The organism is Curtobacterium sp. MCSS17_011, assembly GCF_003224275.1.
Lineage (GTDB): Bacteria > Actinomycetota > Actinomycetes > Actinomycetales > Microbacteriaceae > Curtobacterium.
Map to the genome: position 1 here is coordinate 23,282 of NZ_QKLE01000022.1, position 18,620 is coordinate 41,901.

Below are 18,620 nucleotides of genomic sequence, written 5' to 3' on the forward strand. Positions count from 1 at the left end.
GTCACCCCCGTCCCGTGATCGCCTCGACGGCGTCGCCCGTCAGCGACGACACCACCGAGGGCAGGGCCATGAAGAGCGCACCGGCGAACAGGACCGTCAGGCCGATCTTGATCGGGAAGCCCATCTGGAACGCGTTGAGGGCCGGCGCCACGCGGGTCAGCAGCCCGAGGCCGACGTCGGCCAGGAACAGCACGACGACGAGCGGACCGGCGATCTGCAGGGTGGCGAGGAACATCTGCGACATCGCGGTCACGAGCATCGACGCGAGCCCGTCCACCGCGAAGGTGCCGGTGAGCGGCACGGCGTCGAACGACCGCACCAGACCGCCGACGATGAGTTGGTACCCGCCGGAGGTGAAGAGCAGCGCGAGCGCGGTCATCTGGAACAGGCGGGTGAACTGGGCGCCGTTGACCTGGGACTGCGGGTCGAACGCCTGCGCGAGCGTGAACCCGCCGAACAGGTCGATGAGCGCACCCGCCGACTGCACGGCGGCGAACACCAGGAACACCAGGAAGCCGAGGGACAGCCCGACGACGAGCTGGGTGAGCAGGGCGAGCAAGAACGGCCCCGTCTCGAGCGACTCGTAGCCGACGGCGACGCGCGGGGCGACGCCGATGGCGAGCCCCAGCCCGAGGATCACCTTGACCGTGCCGGGGAACGCCCGGTACGAGAACGGCGGCGCGATGACGAAGAACGCGACGAGCCGGACGCCGGCGAGCATGGTCGCCTCCAGACGGTCGGCGTCGATGCTGAGCTCCATCAACCGGCCCCGAGCAGCTTCGGGATCATGTCGAAGGCGACGTGCGTGAACGCGATCATCTCCGAGATCATCCAGTTGCCGCAGACCACCAGGGCGATCGCGACGGCGACGGCCTTCGGCACGAACGAGAGCGTGACCTCCTGGATCTGCGTCACGGACTGGAACAGCGAGATCGCGAAGCCGACGACGAGCGAGGTCACGAGGACCGGGGCGGCGAGCTTTCCGGCCACCAGGAGCGCCTGGAGCACGAGGTCGATGACGGCCTGCTGGTTCATGCGTGCCCCCTAGACAACGTGGTAGCTCTCGATGAGCGACGTGATGATGAGGCCCCAGCCGTCGACCAGCACGAAGAGCAGGATCTTGAACGGCAGCGAGATCATGACCGGCGGGAGCATCATCATGCCCATCGACATCAGGGCCGCGGAGACGACGAGGTCGATCACCAGGAACGGGATGAAGATGACGAACCCGATGATGAACGCGCTGCGGAGCTCCGAGATGATGAACGCCGGGATCACGGTCGTCATCGGCACGTCCGCCATCGACTTCGGGTTGTCGAGCCCGGCGGCGCGGGTGATCAGGGCGACGTCCTCGTCGCGGGTCTGGTGGAGCATGAAGGTCCGCAGGGGTTTCGTGCCGATCTCGACGGCCTGGTTGAAGTCGAGGTGCCCGGCCAGGTAGGGCTGCAGGGCGTCGTCGTTGATGTGTCCGAGCACCGGTGCCATCACGAACAGCGACAGGAACAGTGCCAGTCCGGCGATCACCTGGTTCGGCGGGATCGACTGCAGCCCGAGGGCGTTCCGGGTCATCGCGAGCACGACGAAGATCTTCGTGAACGACGTCATCATGAGCATCAGCGCGGGTGCGACGCTCAGCAACGTGATGCCGATGAGCGTCACCACGGCCGACGACGGCGTGCCGTCCGGGCCGTTCACGCTGACGCTGAAGTCACCGGTCGCGGGGGCGGTCGGGGTCGCCGGGGCGGTGGGTTCGACGACACCGGCGGCGTGCGCACCGGTCGTCGTGAGCATCAGGAACCCGGCCACGACCGCCAGGCCGAGCAGGACGAGGGCGACGAGTCGACCCGACCGTGCCAGCCGGTGCGGCCCTGCCGCCCTCACCCGGCCCGCCGGTTCCGCAGCGCGGCCGCGGCCTGGCGCCAGGTGTCGACCGACAGGATCGAGCCCTGCAGCTGCTGCGCGCTCGGCACCGCGCGCTGCGGACGACGGTTGCGCGGGCGCATCGGCAGCGGCGCGACGGCGCTGGTCGCGTCGATCGCCCGGGTCACGTCGTCGGTGCCTGCCGGGAGGCCCGGGGTGGCGTCCGACTGCTGCGCCAGTTCTCGACCGAACGCGTCGGCCGACGGGGCGGGACGCACCGGCAGCGCCACCGGGCCGGTGACGATGGTGAGTTCCGGCGCGGGTGCCTGCCCGCTGGTGAGCAGGTTGACCCCGTGCTCGGACACGCCGAGGACGAGCCGCTCCCCCTCGACGTCGACCACCACGACGCTCGCCTTGCCGCCGATGCCCTGCCGACCGACGACCTCGACGGTCGCCGCACGACGACCCGACGGCTTGCCCGAGAAGCGCTTGCGGCTCGCGCGGTGCAGCACCCACATGAGGGCGAGCACGACGCCGAGCGAGAGCGCGACGCGGAGGGTGACGACGAGGGTGTCCACGTGCGGGTCAGACCGTTTCGGCGACGTCGAGGATGCGGGTGATCCGGACCGCGTAGTCCTGGTCGACGACGACGACCTCGCCGTGCGCGATGAGCCGGCCGTTCAGCAGGACGTCTGCGGGGGCACCGGCACTGCGGTCGAGCTCGACGACGGCGCCGGGCTCCATGCCGAGCACGTCGCGGACCGACATGCGGGTGCGGCCGATCTCGACCGTCAGGGTCATCTCGACGTTGTTGATCCGGCCGAGGTTGCCGGCCGGCAGGTTCGCCACGACGGGCGCGGACACCGTGCCGTTCTCGCGGATCCGGATGCCGAACCACCCGGCGGGCAGACCACCGGCGGTCAGTTCGAACACGACGGTGTCCGGGTCGGCCAGCAGTGACGCGGCCGACTCGCGGTTCGCCTCGCCGAGCACCCCGACGCCGAGGACCCCCGCCGCGGCCTCGAGCGACGGGCGCAGCACGTCGGTGACCGCCACGATGCCGTGGTCGGTGCCTCCGGCGGCCGTGATCGCCTCGAGGTCGGTGAGCACGAGCGCCAGGTCGGCCGACAGGCCGCCGACGAACGACGCGACCACGGCGTCCGTCGCCGCGTCGAGCACGACCGGTGTCGCGCCTCCAGGCAGGAGCAGTGCGCTCAGCGGAGCGGCCGTCGGGAGCTGCGCCGCGAGCGACTCGGCCGCTGCGGTGTGGAGGGTGGTCGTTTCGGTCATCAGTGCTGCTCCGTGCTCGTGGTGGTGACGACGATGCCGGCGAGGCGCGAGCCGTTCGCGCCGACCGCGGCGGTGCCGACGGGTTCGCCGTCGACCGCGATGGTGAGGGGCCGGTGCTGCGGGTGCGGCAGCGGCAGGACGTCGCCGACGGCGAGCCGCAGGACCTGCGTCGGCAGGACCGCGGCCGGGGCGAAGCGCAGGCTGACGCCCACGGGCACGCTCTCGAGCTGCGCGTCGAGCAGGGCGCGCGCGTCGGCGGGCGACACGTGCGCGGCGGCCTCGCCGAGTTGCGGCAGGACGGCCTCGGCCGGCAGGGCCAGCGTGCCGGGGGCGATGCGGTCGCCGACCCGGATCGAGAACGAGGCGACGATCATCAGGTCGCCCTTCTGCGCGGCCTGGGCGAACTGGCTGTTGAACTGGAACCCGCCGACCGTGACGTCCTGCGCGAGCAGCCCGCCGAACGAGTAGCGGAGGTCGTCGAGGGCGTCCTCGACGATCTTCCGGACCAGGGCCTGCTCGATGGGCGTGAAGGTACGATCCGGGGTCGGCAGCGGCTTCGAGGCACCGAGTGCGTGCGACACCCACGTCAGCGCGGCGTCGAGCGGGACCTGCAGCACGCCCTTGGGGGTCAACCCCGTGATCGGCAGCAGCACCATGCCGGTGAGCGCGGGCAGCGATGCGGCGTACTCGTCGTACGTCGTCATCTGCACCTGCTCGCAGGTGACCTGGCTGACCGCTCGGACCTTCGCCGTCAGCTGCGTGCCCCACTGGCGCGCGAACGTCTCGAAGGCGAGCTCGAGGACCCGGGCGTGCTCACGGGCCAGCGTCGACGGGCGCGCGAAGTCGTACACCTCGGGCGCTGGCAGGGTCTCGGTCACGGGTGCGTCTATCGGTCACCTGTGGGGCACCCGTCAGTGCTGTACCCCGTAGTGGGGCGGTGGCGTCAGCGCTGTTGCGCTCGGCCCGCTGCGTGTCTCAGCCTTGCTGCGCTCCGTCCTGTGCCTTCGCCAGCGCCGGCATGAGGGCGCTGACGTCCTGGTCGGCGTTCGACAGGACCACGATGTCGACCCGCCGGTTCAGGGCGAGGTCCCGGTCCGTGCCGCCCTTCGCCAGTGGCCGGCTCGACCCGAAGCCGACGCTCTGCACGTGGTCGCCGGGCATCCCGCCCCGCTCGACCAGGTCACGCAGGACCCCGGTCGCCCGCGCCGCGCTGAGCTCCCAGTTGGTGGCGTACGGCGCGGTCGAGTTCCGCTGGTCGGCGTGCCCCTCGACGCTGACGTCGTGGTGACTCGTCCTCAGCACCGGCGCGATGGCGTCCATGATCGACCGCGCCTGGTCGGACAGGTCCGCGCTGTTCGTGCCGAAGTACGTCTCGCTGCCGACCAACCGGACGATCAGGCCGCGGGCGTCCAAGGTGAACTGGACGTTCTCCGTCTGGCCCGCCTTCGCCAGGTTGCGCTGGATCGCGCGCTCGAGCTTCGTCAGGTCGTCGAGTTCACGCTTCGCCTCCGCGAGGTCCTGCTTCGTCGCCGTCGTCGGCACCACGGTCGACGCGGGGTCGACGTTGGTGTCCTTCGTGCCCGACGACGCCGTCGAGTGGTCGGCCTGGGACTTGTCCGTCGAGTAGCCCGAGCCGTCCTCGACCTGGTCCTTCGTGACGACGGTGCCGCTCGCGGTGTCGATCTTCTGCGAGTCGACCTCGCCGAAGCCGGTTGCGAGCGACTGCTTGAGCTGGATGTACTTCTCCTGGTCGACGGTGGACATCGCGAAGAGCACGAGGAACATGCACATCAGCACCGTGATCATGTCCATGTACGAGGCCATCCAGCGCTCGTCGGGGTGCTCGGCCTCGTCGTGGGACTTCTTCGCGCGACCGCGGCCGCGGCCCCGGGGGTTGGCGCTCACGGTCAGGCCGCCAGCTGCTGGTCGTCGGCCGCGTCGGCCTTCTTGCCGGCCTTGCCCTTGGCCGAGGTGTCGGCGCGGGCTGCGGGCGGGACCATGGCCTTCAGCCGCTCACCGAGCAGACGGGGCTGGCTGCCGGCCTGCACCGCGAGCAGTCCCTCCATCAGGAGCGTCTGGCGGTCCGACTCGAGCTGGGCGAGCTTGCGGAGCTTGCCGCCGATCGGCAGCCACATGAAGTTCGCGGTCAGCAGGCCCCACAGGGTGGCGACGAACGCGCTCGCGATCAGCGGTCCGAGCTCGTCGGGCTTGCCGAGGTTCGCGAGCACGTGGGTCAGCGAGACCACGGTGCCGATGATGCCGACGGTCGGGGCGAACCCGCCGAGGCCCATGAAGAACGCGCTCGCGCTCCGGGTCGGGGCCGCATTCGACTCGATCTCGTCCTCGAGCAGGATCCGCAGCTCGTCGCCGTCGGTGCCGTCCGCGATGTTCTGCAGCGCCTTCTTCATGAACGGGTCGTCGTGCTTGTCGGCCTCCTGCTCGAGGGCGAGCAGGCCGTTGGCGCGGGCGGTCTCGGCGAGTCCGACGACGTCGTCGATGACCGACGCCGGCGGGGTGACCTTGCCGGTGAACGCCTTCGGGACCGCCTTGAAGCTGGCGATCGCGTCCTTCAACGTGGTGCTCGCGATGCCGCAGCCGATGGTGGCGCCGAACACGAGCAGCATCGGGGCGGGAAGGAAGAGTCCACCGAGCTCGACGTGCTCCATCTGGACCATGCCGAACAGGGCGCCGAAGGCGAGCAGGATGCCGACGATCGTTGCGATGTCCACGTCAGCGACCCCCGTCCAGCGCGCGGCCGTGCTGCGTGGAGTGGAGAGCGGCGACCGGGGCGAGCGCGGGCTGCGGGCCGGTGTTCGTACTCGAGCGGAGGGCCTGGTCGGTGCCGTAGGCCATCCCGACGATCCGTGCGCGGTACGCAGCGATCAGGTCGATGACGTCGGCCATCGACTCCCGCACGATGTACTTCGCGCCGTCGACCATGATGAGCGTCGTGTCCGGCGTCTCCTGGATGCGCTCCACGAGATCGGGGTTCACAGCGAATCCGCTGCCGTTCAGTCGTGTGACGACGATCATGGCCCGTCCTGGTTCTCGATCGTCCCGCCGCCGTCCGTGGGGCGGGATGCGGGCCCGTCCGTGGGCCTGCACGAAAGGACTATCGGCGGGCGGGGCGGGTGCGTTAGCGACGCTGTCTGGCCGTCTCAGCTGATCCCCAGCAACTCGCTGCATCCGATCGGGGTCCTCGGCCGGTAGTGGGGGTACGACGTCGAGGACGACGTCGTCCGCACCGGCCCGGACAGGCCCGAAGGAGACACGTCATGCGCAAGACACTCGCCACCGGCCTCAGCGCCGGTGTCCTGTTCGCCGCCGCCGCGGTCGTACTGCCCGCGACCGCTGCGACCGCCGCAACCGGCGAGGCGACGCTCTCGGTCCTCCACGCCGTCCCGGACGTCACCGTCGACGTCTACCTCGACGGTGAACGTGCCATCGACGACTTCACCCCGGGCACCCTCGCCGGCCCGATGATGGTGCCGGCCGGTGCGCACCAGCTCGCGATCACCGCGTCGGACGCCACCGACGCGTCGAAGCCGATCATCGGCCCGGCGGACGTCTCGTTCGACGCGGGTGGCGACTACACAGCCGTCGCACACGACGCCACGGACGGGTCACCGACCGCCACGGTGTTCACCAACGACACCTCGGCCGTCGCCGCCGGGCAGGGACGCCTCGTCGTCCGGCACGTCGCCGCAGCGCCCGCGGTCGACGTCCTCGCCGGCGGGAAGGCAGTCGTCTCGAACCTGTCGAACCCCGACGAGCAGGCACTCGAGCTGCCCGCCGGCACCGTCTCGGCGAGCGTTGCAGCGACCGGTATCACGGACCCCGTGATCGGCCCGGCGGACGTCGCGGTCACCGCGGGTTCGTCGACCATCGTCTACGCCTGGGGCAGCCTGGACGACGACGACCTCGCCCTCGCCCTCGCCACGCAGACCATCGCTGACCTCGGCGGCACCCCCAACGGTGTCCCGGCCGGGAACGCCGGTCTCGTGGCCACGAACGACCAGGACCCCCTGCCCCTGGTCGGCGCAGCGGCGGCCGCACTGGCCGCCGCTGCCGCGATCGGGGCCGTGGTGCTCCGCCGCCGGCACGCAGCGACCCGCCGCTGAACGTGCCACGCCCCGTGCGGTCCGCCACGGTGACGCTCGTCGTCGCCGTGGCGGCCGCCGCCCTGACCGGGTGCTCGTCGGCCGGGACCACCCCCGGCGGGCAGCCGTCCGTCCTGCCGCCCACCACCCCCACACCGGTCCCGTCGGCGTTCTCGACCGAGGTGCCGCAGCAGGCCGCCACGATCCCCCCGGCCCGGAACACCCCCGCCCCGACCACCATCACCGTCGACCACGCCCGCATCAGCGCGCCGATCCGCCCCGAGGGGGTGGACGAGGACGGTGCGATGGCGCTCCCGCCCGACCCGGCGACCGCGGGCTGGTACCGGTTCGGTGCCGCCCCGTCGTCCACCGGGGGCACCGTCGTCATCGCGGCCCACGTCGACGCGGTCGGCTACGGCACCGGCCCGTTCTCACGCCTCGGCGACGCCCCCTCCGGCACCCGGATCACCCTGACGGACGCGGACGGTGCCGAGACCGCGTGGCGGATCGACTCCGTCAGCATGCTCGAGAAGCAGGGACTCCCCTGGGGCGAGGTGTTCCGTGACGACGGACCACGACGGCTCGTCCTGGTGACCTGTGGCGGCACGTTCGACGCAGCGACCGGACACTACGAGAGCAACCTCGTCGTCACCGCGGTCCCCGCCTGACCTTGGCGACGATCCGCCCCTACGATCGGATCGTGGTCGACGACGACTGCGGCAGCGACAGGAAGACGTGACGACCATCCTCCCGGACGACAGCGAGCTCTCGGACGCGTTCCGCGCCGGGGGCGAGCACGCCCTGCGAGCCGTCTACGAACGGTGGTCGTCGCTCGTGTACTCGCTGGCCCTGCGCGCCCTGGCCGACCCGGCCGCCGCCGAGGACGTCACGCAGCAGGTCTTCGTGAAGGCCTGGCAGCGCAGCACGAGCTACGACCCGACGCGTGCCCCGCTCGGCGCGTGGCTGGTCGGCATCACCCGGAACTGCATCGCCGACGCGCAGAACGAGCGTCGACGGCACGCCAGCGCCGCCGACCCGGACGTGGTCGAGGAGACGACCCCGGCGCCGGAACCGGCCTTCGACCTGGCCGAGCGCGCACTCGTTGCCGGCGAACTCGAGCGGCTCGACGAGGTCCCACGACGCGTGATGCGACTGGCGTTCTACGACGACCTCAGCCATCGTGAGATCGCCGAACGGCTCGAACTGCCGCTGGGCACCGTCAAGAGCCACATCCACCGAAGTCTGGCTCGGCTCCGAACACGACTGGAGGTGATCGAATGAAGCACGTCGACGACGAGACCCTGGCGATGCTCGCGGTCTCCGACCAGGTGGCGGACGACGACGTCGCCGAGCACCTGGCGTCCTGCGACCGGTGCCGCGACGAGGTGGCCGCGTTGCAGCGGGTCGCCGCGGTGACCCGGGCGTCCGAGGACGTCACCCTGGCTGCACCCCCGGAGCACGTGTGGGAGCGGATCGCGGCCGAGATCGCCCGGACGCCACAGCAGACTGCGGCACCGGCGACCGAACCCGAACGAGCGGCCGAACGCGCATCCGAAGGGGCGCCCGCCGGCACCCGGTCCGACGCGCAGCGCCACGCCGTGGCCCGCCGGCCCCGATCCCGTCCCCGTCGTCGCCGAGCCCTCGCCATCGCGATCGCGGGCGTCGGTGTCCTCGCCGTCGTCCTCGGCATCGGTGTGGCGTCGGGGGTCGTCCCCGGACTCCCCCGCGGCGACACCGAGACCGTCCTGGCGAACACCGAGCTCGCACCACTGCCCGGTTGGTCGGGGACGACCGGCCGCGCCGAACTCGAACGTGACCGGGACGGCCGGGTGACCCTCGTCGTCGACCTGCACGGTGAGCGCGGTCGCTCCGGCACCGGTCCGCTGCGCGAGGTCTGGATGATGCGGTCCGACCTCGGCGGACTGGTGAGCGTCGGCTACCTCGACGGCGACCAGGGTCGCTTCACGGTGCCCGACGGCGTCGACACCGCGGAGTTCCCGGTCGTCGACGTCTCCGCCGAGGCCGACGACGGCGATCCGGCGCACTCGGGCGACTCGATCGTCCGCGGCACCCTGACCGATCCCTGAGCAGTTTCGTCCCCCGAAATTCCCAACTGTGACGTATCCGAGACCTCGGAACGCGCAATTGGTGCCGATCTTCCAACGGTTTATCTCATGAGCGTGTTAGCGTGGCGCGCATGACCGACACCACCACCGTCGTCTCGCCGGCATCTCCGGCGACCGCAGCACCCCTCCGTGAGGTCGGCGCCCTGATCCGGGGCGCCCGCAAGGGCCGCAGCATGACGCAGGCCCAGCTCGCCGAACGCGTCGGCACCAGCCAGAGCGCGATCAACCGCATCGAGCAGGGCGGGCAGAACCTGTCCCTCGAGATGCTGACCCGCATCAGCGACGCCCTCGACCAGCAGATCGTCTCGATCGGCGGCGCCCCGCAGCGGGCCCACCTGCGCGTGCAGGGCGGCCGGAAGCTCAGCGGCTCCATCGCGGTGAACTCGAGCAAGAACGCCGCCGTGGCACTGCTCTGCGCCTCGCTGCTCAACCGCGGCGTGACCCGGCTGCACAAGGTCGCCCGGATCGTCGAGGTCGACCGCATCATCGACGTGCTCCGCAGCCTCGGCGCGAGCGTCACCTGGTCGGAGGACGGCGAGACCCTCGAGATCGTCGCCCCCGACGACCTGCGCCTCGACGCGATCGACGCCGACGCCGCCCGCCGCACCCGCAGCGTGCTCATGTTCCTCGGCCCGCTCAGCGGCCGGTACGAGTCGTTCCGCCTGCCCTACGCCGGCGGCTGCGACCTCGGCACCCGCACGGTCGAGCCACACCTCATCGCGCTGCGTCCGTTCGGCGTGGACGTCGAGGCGACCTCCGGTTGGTACGAGGTCGACGTCGCGAACCAGGCCGTCCCCACCAAGTCGGTCGTCCTCACCGAGCGCGGCGACACCGTGACCGAGAACGCGATCCTGGCCGCCGCGGCCCGCGATGGCGAGACCGTCATCCGGAACGCCAGCCCCAACTACATGGTGCAGGACCTCTGCTTCTTCCTCGAGCTGCTCGGGGTGCAGATCGAGGGCATCGGCACCACCACGCTCCGGATCACCGGCAAGAGCCGCATCGACGAGGTCGTGGACTACTGGCCGAGCGAGGACCCGGTCGAGGCGATGAGCCTACTGACCGCCGGCATCGTCACCGCGTCGACCCTGACCGTGACCCGAGCGCCGATCGAGTTCCTCGAGATCGAGCTCGCGACCCTGGCGGAGATGGGCCTGCGCTTCGACGTCAGCGAGGAGTACGCCGCCGCCAACGGCCGCACCCGCCTCGTCGACATCACGGTGCACCCGTCCGAGCTGCACGCGCCGATCGACAAGATCCACGCGATGCCGTTCCCCGGCCTGAACATCGACAACCTGCCGTTCTTCGTCGTGATCGCGGCGACGGCCTCGGGCACCACGCTCGTGCACGACTGGGTCTACGAGGGCCGGGCGATCCACCTGCTCGACCTCACCCGTCTCGGCGCCAGCGTCACCCTGCGTGACCCGCACCGCCTGGACGTCACCGGCCCGACGCACTTCTCGGGCGCCGAGATCAGCTGCCCGCCGGCACTGCGGCCCGCCGTCGTCATCCTGCTGGCGATGCTCGCGGCGAAGGGCGAGAGCGTCCTGCGCAACGTCGGCATCATCGCCCGTGGCTACGAGCAGCTGCAGGAGCGCCTCAACTCGCTCGGCGCGTCCATCGAGACGTTCCACGACTGACGCTGGCCCCCGCAAGACACCGGTGTTCGCCGGTTGAACACGTGCAGACCGCGGTTCAACACGCGAACACCGGTGTCTTGGGTTCCCCGACCGGCCCGTCCCCGCAAGTGGGGACGGGCCGTCACCCGAGTGACGCCGGTCCCCACGGGCCTCCAGGCCGATCCCCAGGAGCGCTCCATGCGCCGCCCAGCCCGACCGTGCTGGATGGGCAGATGGCCACGAGATCACTCCTGACCGTCCCCCTGCTCATCACCGTCGCGGCCGCCGCGGCGGCCTGGCTGGTGCTCGGCCCGGCGGCGGCGCTCGCCTTCGTCGCCCTCGCGTTCCTCGAGATCGCGATGGCCGCGGACTCGTCGGTGCCGATGGCCGGCATCGCCGGGCGCCTCCACTCCCCCGCCCGCCGGCTGTTCCTGTCCCTCGGCATCGTCGCGGGCGTGCTCGCGATGCGTCTGCTGCTGCCGCCCGCAGCGGTCGCGGTCGGTGACGCGACCGACCCGGCGAGCTCGGTGGAGGAGGCCGTCTTCGCGCCCGGCTCGTTCTCCGCGCACCTGGCCGAGGTGCGTCCCGCCCTCGCCGCCTTCGGCGCCGCGTTCATCTGGCAGGTCTTCGCCGAGTACCTGTTCAACACCGACCGCGCGTCTCGCAGGTCCTGGCTGGGCAGCCTGGAGGCGCGACTCGCCTCCGTCGCGCGACCACGCGTCTGGTCGCTCGTCACCGCGCTGACCGGCGTCGTCGTCACGTCCGTCCTCGTCGCGTCGCGTTCCGGCTGGGTCGCCGGTGCGCTGCTGCCGGTTGCGCTCGGCGGGGTGGCCGGCATCGCCGCGTACCTCGTGTCGAAGCGGACCGCGGCGTGGGCGCTGCACCCCGGCTCCGGGGGCGGTGCCTCGGACACGGCTTCGATCGGGGCGGGCCGCGGAGCCTGGCGCATCCACCTCTACGCGTCGACGGTCGTGTTCGAGCGGGGGCTCGTGGTGTTCATGCTCTTCGAGATCCTCGACGGCGTGTACAGCCTGTCGGGGTCCGGGCCGCTCGGGTCGGACGGGCTCGGGGCGCTCGAGCAGGCCGCCGTCGCCATCGGGGCGATCGGGGTGGGCGCGGTGTTCCTGGCCCGGCTGACCTCGCGGGTCGACCAGGCCGCGGGACTCAAGCGGCTGCGGTACCTGAAGGCCGGAGCGGCGTACGTCCTCGGGGTGCTGTCGGTGCTGCTGTGGGCGAGTCTGCTCGTGCCGATCCCGGGTGTCGTCGTGGGGTGGTTCGGGACCGTCGTGATCGGGTCGGCGCTGGTGAGCTCCCTGCCGTGGCGCGCGTGGTGGCGACGGGTGGTGCGGCGGCCGCGGGCAGTGTGACGCGGCCGTTCGTGACGCGTCGTGCGGTGTTGTGCGGGGCATCGTTCGGGTGTGGTGCGGCGCGTCGTTCGGCTGTCCTGGAAGGATCGACCGTGGATCGGCGTTGACTGGCGGGTCGGACGACGATCGGAGTGCACGTGCTGGGACCGGAACTGGTGGTCGTGCTCGGCCTCGCCATCGCACTGACGGCGGCCGTGGCCGACCGGATCCGGATCGCACCACCCGTGCTGCTCCTGGTCTTCGGCGCGCTGCTGGCGTTCGTGCCCCAGTTCGCGGACGTCGAACTCCCCGCCGAGGCGGTGTTGCTGCTGTTCCTGCCGGCGCTGCTCTACTGGGAGAGCCTGACGACGTCGTTGCGTGAGATCCGGAAGAACCTGCGCGGCATCGTCCTGATGGGCACACTGCTCGTCGTGGTCACCGCGGGCGCCGTCGCGTTCCTGCTCCACCTGCTCGGCCTGCCGTGGGGGCCGGCGTGGGTGCTCGGCGCCGCGGTCGCCCCCACCGACGCGACCGCCGTCGGTGTGCTCACGAAGATGCTGCCGCGGCGGAACGTCACGGTGCTCCGTGCCGAGAGCCTGGTGAACGACGGCACCACCCTCGTCGTCTACGGCATCGCGGTGGCCGTCACCGTCGGCACACAGGAGCTCACCTTCTGGAACGTGTCGGGCATGCTCCTCCTGTCGTACATCGGCGGGGTCGCCGCCGGGCTCGCAGCCGCCTGGATCGGGACGATGGTGCTGCGGCGCGTCGACACCGTGGTGCTCGAGAACCTCGTCACCCTGCTCGTGCCCTTCGCAGCCTTCCTGGCCGCCGAGGCGATCGGCGCCTCCGGCGTGCTCGCCGTCGTGGCTGCGGGCATCGTCGTCAGCCAGGTCGGACCCAAGCTCGACCGCGCCGAGACCCGCCAGCAGGTGCGCGCGTTCTGGTCGTTCCTGACCTTCCTGCTCAACGGCGCACTCTTCGTCCTGGTCGGCATCGAGGCGATGGTCGCCGCACGCGCACTCGACCCCGCCGACCTGCTGCGCGGGACCGGGATCGTCTTCGCGGTCGCGGTGCTGCTCGTCATCGTGCGGTTCGCGTTCCTGAACGCCGCGGGCGGGACCATCTGGCTCGTCACCCGACGGACCGGCGGGGAACCGCGCGAGGGGCACCGCGACCGGCTCGTCAGTGGGTTCGCGGGGTTCCGGGGCGCGGTGTCGCTCGCCATGGCCGTCGCCGTGCCGCGCACCCTCGAGTCGGGCGGCGACTTCCCCGAGCGCGACCTCATCGTCTTCGTGACCGCCGGCGTGGTCATCGTCACGATCGTCGGGCAGGCCCTCGTGCTGCCGGCCGTCCTGCGTCGCGCCGCACTGCCCGAGGACGAGTCCGTCAGCGAGGAACGCCGCTACGCCGAGCGCACCGCGATCGAGGAGGCCCTCGACGCGCTCCCCCGTCTCGCCCGCTCGACGGGAGCCGACCGTGCCACCGTCGATCGCCTGCGGAAGGACTACGAGGCGCACCTCGACGTGATCGATGCCCGCGAGGGGGACGATGACGACCACCCCGCGCTCCAGCGGCACGACAACGCGGTCGCCCTCGAGCTGGCGCTCGTCCAGCACAAGGCGAACACGCTGTTGCGCCTGCGCGACGCCGACGAGATCGACGACCTGGTGCTGCGTCAGGTCCGCGCCGGGTACGACGCGGAAGAGGCGCGGCTGGACGGCATGGAGTCGGTGGCGTCACCGCCCACGTCGTCGTAGGGCGACTCCGGGCACACCTGGTCGAATCGGGCGTACCCGGTCTGTCGTTCTGACCAGGGACGCCCGTTTCCCGTTCCCATTGCAGCCGTTATGGGAGGAACGCTCTCGCTCGGCCGACCCGTCAGGGCCGCGCGTCGAACCGTCGGCGGTAGCTCGAGGGTGTGCTGCCGAAGGCCACGGCGAAGTTCTGCCGCAGTGTGACCGGGTTGCCGAACCCGCACGCTGCGGCGATCCGGTCGACGGGCAGGTCGGTGGTCTCGAGCAGCCGACGGGCCTCGTCCAGACGGCGACTCCGTACCCAGGCCGCCGGGGTCGTGCCGGTCGACACCTTGAAGGCCCGGACGAAGCTGCGTCGGCTCATGTGGGCCGCCGCAGCGAGTCGGTCGACGCCGAGCTCCTCGTCCAGGTGCTCCACCGCCCAGGCCGATGCCGTCGCCACCGGATCGTCGCCCCGACGCTGCACGACCGGCCGCTCGATGTACTGGGCCTGGCCGCCTTCGCGGTGCGGCGCGACGACCAGGCTCCGCGCGACCCGGTTCGCCGTCTCGGCGCCCAGCCGCGTCCGCACGACGTGCAGGCACGCGTCCAGCCCGGACGCCGTGCCCGCCGAGGTCAGCACGTCACCGTGGTCGACGTAGAGCACGTCGGCGTCCACGGTGACGTCGGGGTGCGCGGCGGCGAGCCGGTCGACCTCGCGCCAGTGCGTCACGGCGCTGCGTCCGGCGAGGAGCCCGGCGCCGGCGACCGCGATCGACCCGAGGCACAGACCGACCACGACCGATCCACGCGCGTGCGCTTCGAGGACCACCCGCTCGGTCGGTGTCGGCAGGCGGGTGCCGTCGTCGGTCCAGGACGGCACCACGACCAGGTCGGCGTCCGCCGCGGCGGCGAGCCCCTGAACCGGACCGAGCGTCAGCCCCTCGGCGGTCCGGACCGAACCGGGCCGGTCGGAGAAGACGACCGTCTCCCAGTCGGCGAGCCCGAGCCGGGTGACCTCGTCGAACACCATCTGCGGGACCGACAGGTGGAACATCGTGATGCCGTCGAAGGCGTAGATGGCGATCCGCACGCGGGACTCCTCCGGTTTGGCCTGGATCCATCGTACCGATGCACGCGTGCCAATCGCGCCGAGGGCATCGACGGACGAAGATCGTCGAGTAGACCCACCGATCCAAGGAGCTCCCGTGTCCGATCCCCAGCGCGCCCTCGTCCTCGTCGACATCCAGCTGGAGTACTTCAGCGGTCCACTCGAGGTCCGGTTCCCGCCCGTCCACGACGCGCTCGCGCAGATCACGACCGCGATCGACGCCGCGACGGCTGCCGACATGCCGATCGTCGTCGTCCAGCACACCGCCGGCGACGCTGCGCCGGTGTTCAACCCGACGACGGAGGCGTTCGCCCTGCACCCCGAGATCGAGCGGCGACGGACGCCCGAGTGGCATCAGGTCACGAAGCAGTTCAGCTCCGTCTTCGCCCACACGGACCTGCTCGCCTGGCTGCAGGAGCGGTCGATCGACACGGTCACTCTCGTCGGCTTCATGACGAACAACTGCATCATCGCCTCAGCTGCCGAGGCGGAGGCCCTCGACGTCTCGGTCGAGGTGCTGTCCGACGCGACCGGAGCGATCAACATCGTCAACGCCGGCGGGGCCGTGTCCGCAGAGACGGTGCACCGCACGCTGATGGCGTTGTTGCAGTCGAACCTCGCCGCCGTCGCACCGACCGCGGAGTGGACGTCGGCACTCACCGCCGGAGTCGCGATCCCCAAGGACGCACTGCCGACCTCGGCGACCGCGGGGACCCAGCGGTTCCCGGGCTGACATCGGTTCTCATCGACAAATGTCCGAAGCCGGCTGATCATCGGCTGCGCCTGACACGGGTCAGCAGCAGTCGCAACCCTCGCGCTCGCGCTCCCCCGTCAGCGCCGACACCGGCTGCTTGCAGGCATCACCGCGCCAGGCTTCGAGTCCCTCGCGCACGGCGAACACGACCACGACGAGTCCGGCGAGCGGATCGGCCCACCACCAGCCGAACAGGCTGTTCGCCAGCAGGCCGAGCAGCACCGCCGCCGACAGGTAGCTGCAGATCAGCGTCTGCTTCGAGTCGGCGATCGCCGACGCCGAACCGAGTTCGCGTCCGGTCCGCCGTTCGACGAGACTCAGGAACGGCATGACCGCCAGGCTCACCGCGGCCAGGACGATGCCGACCGGAGAGTGCTCCGGCGACCGGACACCCGTGAAGGTCAGGACGGCATCGACACTGACCACGACGGCGAGCCCGAAGAACGAGACCGCGATCACCCGCAGCGCCGTTCGTTCCCGGACCTCCGGGTCACGTCCGGCGAACTGCCACGCGACCGCCGCCGCCGACAGGACCTCGACGATCGAGTCGAGTCCGAAGCCGATCAGCGCGGTGGACGACGCCACCGAACCGGCCGCGATCGCCACGACGGCCTCGATCACGTTGTAGGCGATGGTGGCCGCGACGATCCACCTGATCCGTCGCCGGAGCACGCCGACGCGGACCGGTGCGAGCGACACCGCAGGCGTGGTCACCGCTCGACCTCGCATCCGTCGTCGTCGGCGACGTCCACCGCCAGCACCACGTTGACGAGGGACTCGAGCGCGCGGGTGAGGTTGCGGTCCGCGATCTCGTACCGGGTCCGACGCCCCTCGGGCACGGCGACGACGATCCCGCAGCCGCGCAGGCACGACAGGTGGTTCGACACGTTCGTCCGCGTCAGCTCGAGTTCCTCGGCGAGCCGCGCGGGGTAGCCGGGGTCGTCGAGCAGCCGGAGCAGGATCCGCGCACGCGTCGGGTCGGAGAGCGCCCGCCCGAGGCGGTTCAACACTGCGTGCCGCGAGGCAATGGTCAGCATGTGCTGACCATACCCGAGCCGTACCCTGGCCGCCACCGCTCCGTACGACGCGTGACGCACCCGGACAGCGCCCTGGCTCACACGTCCGAGAGCCGCCGCCCGGTCAGCGCGTCGTTCCAGCTCGTGCGGCCGCCGGGACCACGCGACTCGTGCACGCCGTCGTGGCCGCGTGGTCGATCACACCGCCAGCGGTCGAAGACGCTGCAGCAGCGGTGGTCGGACTGGTGGTCGGTGTCGTGGTTCTCGCGCATCGCACCGATGAGACGTCACGACAGGTCGTTTCGTCACGACCCGTCGCCGAACTCCCTGCGCCACGAACGATGGTGAGCAGGAACGGTCGAGTCCCCCTTCAGCACCCGACCGTTCCTGCTCACCAAGCGCCCGACGACGCGAGCGCAGCTCCCGCCGCTAGCGCTTCAGGTTCGTGAGCTCCTGCAGCACCTCGTCCGAGGTGGTGATGATGCGGGCGTTCGCCTGGAACCCGCGCTGCGCCACGATCAGGTTCGTGAACTCCTGCGACAGGTCGACGTTCGACATCTCGAGCGTCCCCGCCGCGAGCGAACCGACGCCCGCCGAGCCGGGACCGCCGACCGTCGCGCCGCCCGAGTTCGCGGTGGCGCGGTAGCCCGACGCCCCGGTCTTCTCGAGGCCGGCCGGGTTGGCGAACGTGGCGAGGGCGATGCGGCCGAGCGCGAGCGACGCGCCGTTCGAGAACGTGCCGGTGACGGTGCCGTCCTTCGAGATCGAGTAGCCCTGCAGTGCGCCGGCCTCGCGGCCGTTCTGTGAACCGATCGCCGCGGTGTTGAGCGAGGCGAACCCGGTCAGGTCGCCCATGTCGACCCGGATGCCACCGACGGCGAGGGTCCCGCCGGCGGTCAGCTTGCCGTCGGTGCCGAAGGTCAACGAGGTCGTCGCCGTGGTGCCCTGGCCGTTGCGCCCGGTGACGTCCCAGCCGTCGGCGGTGCGCGTGTAGGCGAGCGACATCGTGTGCTTGGCTCCCGAGGCGTCGTACACGGTGGCCTCGCGGGTGATGGTCTGGCCGACGGCGGTCTCGGACGGCAGGTTGCCGGCGACCGTGGCGGCGGTGGTGCGGACCGCCGGGGCCGCGGCGTCGAGCGGCAGCGTGATGTCGGACAGCTGGCCGTTCTCGTTGACGACGCCGTTCGTGGCCGGGTAGCCCTGCACGATCTTTCCGTCGGCGGTGACCAGGCGGCCGTTGGCGTCGAAGTCGAACGCACCGGCGCGGGTGTAGACGGTGTCGTTGCCCAGGCGGGTGACGAAGAACCCGTCGCCCGAGATCATCAGGTCGGTGGCCTTGCCGGTGGCCTGCGCCGAGCCCTGCGAGAAGTTCGTGGAGACCCCGGCGACCTGCACGCCCAGGCCGATCTGGGCCGGGTTCGTGCCACCGATGCCGGTCTGCGGTCCGCCGGCACCCTGGGTCATCTGCGACAGGGTGTCCTGGAACACGGTGGTCGACGACTTGAAGCCGACGGTGTTGACGTTGGCGATGTTGTTGCCGGTGACGTCGAGCATCTGCTGGTGGGAGCGGAGGCCGGAGATCCCGGAGTAGAGCGAGCGGAGCATGGTGCGTCCTTTCGGAGAGGCAGGAAGAGCGAGGAAGAGCGAGGAAGAACGAGGAAG

General features: G+C 71.2%; 21 protein-coding genes. 8 read left to right on the top strand and 13 right to left on the bottom strand.

Annotated elements, in window-relative coordinates; genetic code table 11:
* Position 1: 1 nt before the first annotated feature.
* From DEJ17_RS13500 to DEJ17_RS13540, 9 genes are all read right to left on the bottom strand, one after another.
* Entirely contained in the window at positions 2-760 is a 759-nt protein-coding gene (locus DEJ17_RS13500; protein WP_110894673.1) for a flagellar biosynthetic protein FliR, read from the bottom strand.
* Positions 760-1,035: a flagellar biosynthesis protein FliQ gene (fliQ, locus tag DEJ17_RS13505; protein ID WP_110894675.1), complete on the bottom strand. Its 276-nt coding sequence runs from the start codon at positions 1,033-1,035 to the stop codon at positions 760-762. The genes DEJ17_RS13500 and fliQ overlap by 1 nt, the downstream gene beginning before the upstream one ends.
* A 9-nt stretch (positions 1,036-1,044) precedes the next feature.
* Positions 1,045-1,881, bottom strand: coding sequence for a flagellar type III secretion system pore protein FliP (gene fliP, locus DEJ17_RS13510; RefSeq protein ID WP_071244631.1), 837 nt, complete (start codon positions 1,879-1,881; stop codon positions 1,045-1,047).
* Entirely contained in the window at positions 1,878-2,438 is a 561-nt protein-coding gene (locus DEJ17_RS13515; protein ID WP_110894677.1) for a flagellar biosynthetic protein FliO, read from the bottom strand. Before DEJ17_RS13515 ends, fliP begins: the two co-directional genes overlap by 4 nt.
* A 7-nt stretch (positions 2,439-2,445) precedes the next feature.
* Positions 2,446-3,150 (bottom strand): flagellar motor switch protein FliN, encoded by a 705-nt coding sequence (fliN, locus tag DEJ17_RS13520; RefSeq protein WP_110859876.1) that lies wholly within the window; start codon positions 3,148-3,150, stop codon positions 2,446-2,448.
* Positions 3,150-4,028, bottom strand: a complete 879-nt coding sequence (locus DEJ17_RS13525) for a flagellar motor switch protein FliM (protein WP_110894679.1) — start codon at positions 4,026-4,028, stop codon at positions 3,150-3,152. Before DEJ17_RS13525 ends, fliN begins: the two co-directional genes overlap by 1 nt.
* Positions 4,029-4,125: 97 nt before the next feature.
* Positions 4,126-5,055 carry a flagellar motor protein MotB gene (locus DEJ17_RS13530; RefSeq protein WP_110894681.1) on the bottom strand — a complete coding sequence of 310 codons (930 nt, stop codon included), beginning with the start codon at positions 5,053-5,055 and terminating at the stop codon, positions 4,126-4,128.
* Positions 5,056-5,057: 2 nt separating this feature from the next.
* Positions 5,058-5,879 (bottom strand): motility protein A, encoded by an 822-nt coding sequence (locus DEJ17_RS13535; RefSeq protein WP_110894683.1) that lies wholly within the window; start codon positions 5,877-5,879, stop codon positions 5,058-5,060.
* A 1-nt stretch (position 5,880) separates the two neighbouring features.
* Complete coding sequence (locus tag DEJ17_RS13540) at positions 5,881-6,144, bottom strand: flagellar FlbD family protein (RefSeq protein WP_375342575.1); 264 nt, start codon at positions 6,142-6,144, stop codon at positions 5,881-5,883.
* A gap of 281 nt (positions 6,145-6,425) precedes the next feature.
* Here DEJ17_RS13540 and DEJ17_RS13545 point away from each other — a divergent pair, with 281 nt between their 5' ends.
* The 7 genes from DEJ17_RS13545 to DEJ17_RS13575 all read left to right on the top strand — a co-directional run bounded on the left by DEJ17_RS13545 (position 6,426) and on the right by DEJ17_RS13575 (position 14,101).
* Positions 6,426-7,271, top strand: a complete 846-nt coding sequence (locus DEJ17_RS13545; protein ID WP_110894687.1) for a DUF4397 domain-containing protein — start codon at positions 6,426-6,428, stop codon at positions 7,269-7,271.
* A 14-nt stretch (positions 7,272-7,285) separates the two neighbouring features.
* Positions 7,286-7,918: a class F sortase gene (locus DEJ17_RS13550; RefSeq protein ID WP_181421196.1), complete on the top strand. Its 633-nt coding sequence runs from the start codon at positions 7,286-7,288 to the stop codon at positions 7,916-7,918.
* 67 nt (positions 7,919-7,985) lie between these two features.
* Complete coding sequence (locus DEJ17_RS13555; RefSeq protein WP_110894691.1) at positions 7,986-8,531, top strand: RNA polymerase sigma factor; 546 nt, start codon at positions 7,986-7,988, stop codon at positions 8,529-8,531.
* On the top strand, positions 8,528-9,337 hold the full coding sequence (locus DEJ17_RS13560; protein ID WP_110894693.1) for an anti-sigma factor domain-containing protein: 810 nt from the start codon (positions 8,528-8,530) through the stop codon (positions 9,335-9,337). The genes DEJ17_RS13555 and DEJ17_RS13560 overlap by 4 nt, the downstream gene beginning before the upstream one ends.
* A 110-nt stretch (positions 9,338-9,447) precedes the next feature.
* Positions 9,448-11,016, top strand: coding sequence for a UDP-N-acetylglucosamine 1-carboxyvinyltransferase (locus DEJ17_RS13565; RefSeq protein WP_181421198.1), 1,569 nt, complete (start codon positions 9,448-9,450; stop codon positions 11,014-11,016).
* 212 nt (positions 11,017-11,228) lie between these two features.
* Positions 11,229-12,362, top strand: coding sequence for a DUF475 domain-containing protein (locus DEJ17_RS13570; protein WP_110894696.1), 1,134 nt, complete (start codon positions 11,229-11,231; stop codon positions 12,360-12,362).
* A 137-nt stretch (positions 12,363-12,499) separates the two neighbouring features.
* Entirely contained in the window at positions 12,500-14,101 is a 1,602-nt protein-coding gene (locus tag DEJ17_RS13575; protein WP_110894734.1) for a Na+/H+ antiporter, read from the top strand.
* Positions 14,102-14,222: 121 nt separating this feature from the next.
* On the opposite strand, the gene DEJ17_RS13580 is transcribed toward DEJ17_RS13575, so the two are convergent.
* Positions 14,223-15,170: a GlxA family transcriptional regulator gene (locus DEJ17_RS13580; protein WP_110894698.1), complete on the bottom strand. Its 948-nt coding sequence runs from the start codon at positions 15,168-15,170 to the stop codon at positions 14,223-14,225.
* Between the two features lie 115 nt (positions 15,171-15,285).
* Between DEJ17_RS13580 and DEJ17_RS13585 the strand changes: the two genes are divergently transcribed.
* On the top strand, positions 15,286-15,921 hold the full coding sequence (locus DEJ17_RS13585) for an isochorismatase family protein (RefSeq protein ID WP_110894700.1): 636 nt from the start codon (positions 15,286-15,288) through the stop codon (positions 15,919-15,921).
* Positions 15,922-15,981: 60 nt separating this feature from the next.
* On the opposite strand, the gene DEJ17_RS13590 is transcribed toward DEJ17_RS13585, so the two are convergent.
* The 3 genes from DEJ17_RS13590 to DEJ17_RS13600 form a co-directional block, all read right to left on the bottom strand.
* The gene (locus DEJ17_RS13590) at positions 15,982-16,656 is read right to left on the bottom strand and encodes a cation diffusion facilitator family transporter (RefSeq protein WP_375342576.1); all 675 of its coding nucleotides are present in this window, start codon (positions 16,654-16,656) and stop codon (positions 15,982-15,984) included.
* The gene (locus tag DEJ17_RS13595) at positions 16,653-16,979 is read right to left on the bottom strand and encodes a helix-turn-helix transcriptional regulator (protein ID WP_110894704.1); all 327 of its coding nucleotides are present in this window, start codon (positions 16,977-16,979) and stop codon (positions 16,653-16,655) included. The genes DEJ17_RS13590 and DEJ17_RS13595 overlap by 4 nt, the downstream gene beginning before the upstream one ends.
* Positions 16,980-17,387: 408 nt before the next feature.
* Complete coding sequence (locus DEJ17_RS13600; RefSeq protein WP_110894706.1) at positions 17,388-18,563, bottom strand: flagellar hook protein FlgE; 1,176 nt, start codon at positions 18,561-18,563, stop codon at positions 17,388-17,390.
* Positions 18,564-18,620 lie beyond the last annotated feature (57 nt).

Coding starts and splice junctions, on each gene's coding strand:
- fliQ (WP_110894675.1), bottom strand. CDS start 1,035: ATGAACCAGCAGGCCGTCATCGACCTCGTGCTCCAGGCGCTCCTGGTG.
- DEJ17_RS13600 (WP_110894706.1), bottom strand. CDS start 18,563: ATGCTCCGCTCGCTCTACTCCGGGATCTCCGGCCTCCGCTCCCACCAG.
- fliN (WP_110859876.1), bottom strand. CDS start 3,150: ATGACCGAAACGACCACCCTCCACACCGCAGCGGCCGAGTCGCTCGCG.
- DEJ17_RS13595 (WP_110894704.1), bottom strand. CDS start 16,979: ATGCTGACCATTGCCTCGCGGCACGCAGTGTTGAACCGCCTCGGGCGG.
- DEJ17_RS13560 (WP_110894693.1), top strand. CDS start 8,528: ATGAAGCACGTCGACGACGAGACCCTGGCGATGCTCGCGGTCTCCGAC.
- DEJ17_RS13570 (WP_110894696.1), top strand. CDS start 11,229: ATGGCCACGAGATCACTCCTGACCGTCCCCCTGCTCATCACCGTCGCG.
- DEJ17_RS13500 (WP_110894673.1), bottom strand. CDS start 760: ATGGAGCTCAGCATCGACGCCGACCGTCTGGAGGCGACCATGCTCGCC.
- DEJ17_RS13565 (WP_181421198.1), top strand. CDS start 9,448: ATGACCGACACCACCACCGTCGTCTCGCCGGCATCTCCGGCGACCGCA.
- DEJ17_RS13545 (WP_110894687.1), top strand. CDS start 6,426: ATGCGCAAGACACTCGCCACCGGCCTCAGCGCCGGTGTCCTGTTCGCC.